The sequence below is a fragment of the Brachyspira sp. genome (assembly GCF_050873525.1).
In the GTDB taxonomy this organism is placed as follows: domain Bacteria; phylum Spirochaetota; class Brachyspiria; order Brachyspirales; family Brachyspiraceae; genus Brachyspira.
In genome coordinates this window covers 1-2,353 of the sequence record NZ_JBNMIZ010000304.1, presented here as the reverse complement: position 1 = coordinate 2,353, position 2,353 = coordinate 1, and the positions used below count along the sequence as shown (strand labels likewise).

At 33.7% G+C, this 2,353-nt stretch carries 2 protein-coding genes; both read left to right on the top strand.

Translation table 11 applies throughout. The features are described 5' to 3' along the window. The first annotated feature begins 437 nt into the window (after positions 1 to 437). Complete coding sequence (locus ACR0QS_RS12840; RefSeq protein WP_432633846.1) at positions 438 to 1,514, top strand: hypothetical protein; 1,077 nt, start codon at positions 438 to 440, stop codon at positions 1,512 to 1,514. Positions 1,515 to 1,650: 136 nt separating this feature from the next. Beyond that, positions 1,651 to 2,280: a lactate utilization protein gene (locus ACR0QS_RS12835; protein WP_432633845.1), complete on the top strand. Its 630-nt coding sequence runs from the start codon at positions 1,651 to 1,653 to the stop codon at positions 2,278 to 2,280. Positions 2,281 to 2,353 lie beyond the last annotated feature (73 nt).

Below are 2,353 nucleotides of genomic sequence, written 5' to 3'. Positions count from 1 at the left end.
ATTAAAATAGAAAATAACTAAATTATGTTAACTCTGGATTGCTTTGATAAATCTCGTAATGACGGTGTTTTGGCAGTCATTACGAGGGCTTTAGCCAGAAGTAATCCAAAGATAAAGAAATTTTATTATTTTGGATTGCTCGCCAACGGCGGGCTTTAGCCTCACTTCGTTCGCAATGGACAATAAAAAATTTTATTTGGAAAAATAAAAAATTAACTTAAATTAAATAAAAAATAATTGAATTATGTTAACTTTCCCGTAAATTCGCTTAAATTCTTTCATAAATTCATTACTTTTTATTAATTTCTTATTTTTTTATAACAATAGTCGGCTGCCCGCCTTATACGAAAATTTTAGTTGACGATTTAAAATAAGTTGTTATCTTATGTATATAAGGTTAATATAAATCTTATAATCTAAAATCAAAGGAGTGAATTATGATTGGTAATTCAACAAAAAAATTTATTAGTTTATCAATGGTAGCTCTTATAACTGTTTTATGCTTTACTTATGTAGCCTGTAAGAAAAAAGCTACTCAACCTGACAGTGGCTACCAAATGGAAGTCCCTGTAGATAATGGAGGAGGAAGCAGTCTTCCTAATTTTACCGATAGGACGAATATCACCTTCATTACGAATACGGGAACTGTGACAAATGACAACGGAGGAAACACGGGAGGAGGAAGCACGAGCGGAAATACTGGAGTAGGAGATTTGGGCGACAACAACGGAGACACTGGAAATGTATGGAATGTAGAAGAAACGAAAGGAAAAACTTATTACGGCGCTTCTTACAGGTCAGTATATATTTTCGGAGTGAATCCGCCATGGACTAAAGTATCTTATAACGATACGGACAGGTTGGCAAGAATCTGGAAAAACATGATTGACAGAAGACAAAGAGACGGAAAAAGAAGAATGTATATAAAAACCAGTGATGGCGATTTCTTCTTCGATGCGAATTATAATATTCGCTGGAGCAAACGTCCCGATGTTGTATTGAAATGGTTTCAAGGCGGCGCTATCGTTCTATTAAAACAAGGCTATGGAAATAATGTCCATTCTGCTTCGGAATATGGAAGCACTTGGAGCGGAAATTATACTATAGGCGGACTTTATACTTTTGCGATGCATGCAAGCCAAGCTACTAGTTTTAATAGCGATAGGGTTAATGAATTCTTCTGGGCTAACTCAACACTTCAAATGAGTGAGAGATTTGGCGGTAGAATGGAGATATTGGTAGTGCATCCTGGGTATCCTGTGGATTTAGGAACTGGTTTATTTAAAGTTGTGAAATGGGATACAACAGGTTGGACTGGAACGGCTTATGCTCTTCAATCATATGCAGCTAAGTGGCATACGGGATATGGTGATGGAAATGGAAACGGTGTCTATAACATAAAAGGAAACTCTCCTGAAAGATATCAGCCGCATATGACTCAAACGCATCAGCTTTACCATTTAAGTTTCCGCTGGGCGTTGGATAAAACTTACGACCCGAATAATTATAGATAATTTTTTAGGTTTATTCCATTGATAAGATAATATTTAAGAAAGGGCTTGCTCTAAAGGGCAGGCTCTTTCTTATATTGAATTTTTGCGTATTTATAATATTATAGATTATAAATAATTATTAAATGAAGGATTTATTATGACGGTGCAAGAAGAATATTTTAAAAATTTAAGCGAAATTCTAAAAAAGAATTTTAAGAAAAAAGGATTTGCTTTCAATAGTTTTTCAAATAAAGAAGACGCTAAAAAATTCGTTTTGTCGAAAATAAAAAAAGACGATATTATCACTTTCGGCGGAAGTTCTTCGGTAAATCAAATGGGAATATTGGAAGATTTGAAAGGCTATAAAAATTTTGTCGACAGAAACAATAAGGAATTAAAAGCGGACGCGGAAATAAAAGCTTTCACTTCCGATGTTTATTTATGTTCGGCAAACGCGATAAGCAAAAATGGAGATGTTATCGAAATAGACGGCTCGGGAAATAGAGTGTCGGCGGTTATTTACGGACCGAAAAAAGTATTTTTGATAGTCGGAAAAAATAAATTAGCAAATACCGAAAAAGACGCTTTGAAAAGAGCGAAAGATATTGCGGCTGCTCAAAATTCCATAAGATTTAAAGCGGATAATCCATGCGCAGTAGGAGATATGATTTGCAACGATAACTGCGAAATTGATAAAAGAATGTGCGCTTATACGGTTATAATAAATAAATGCCATATAAAAGACAGAATTCATATAATTTTTATTGACGAAGAATTGGGATTTTAAATAAATTTTAAACAATAACGGGTTTCAACACATTATTTAAAATTGATTTTTATATCTATTCATAATATAATTT

What these genes read in the sequence shown, in the direction of transcription:
- ACR0QS_RS12835 (WP_432633845.1), top strand. Translation starts at nt 1,651, where the DNA reads ATGACGGTGCAAGAAGAATATTTTAAAAATTTAAGCGAAATTCTAAAA.
- ACR0QS_RS12840 (WP_432633846.1), top strand. Translation starts at nt 438, where the DNA reads ATGATTGGTAATTCAACAAAAAAATTTATTAGTTTATCAATGGTAGCT.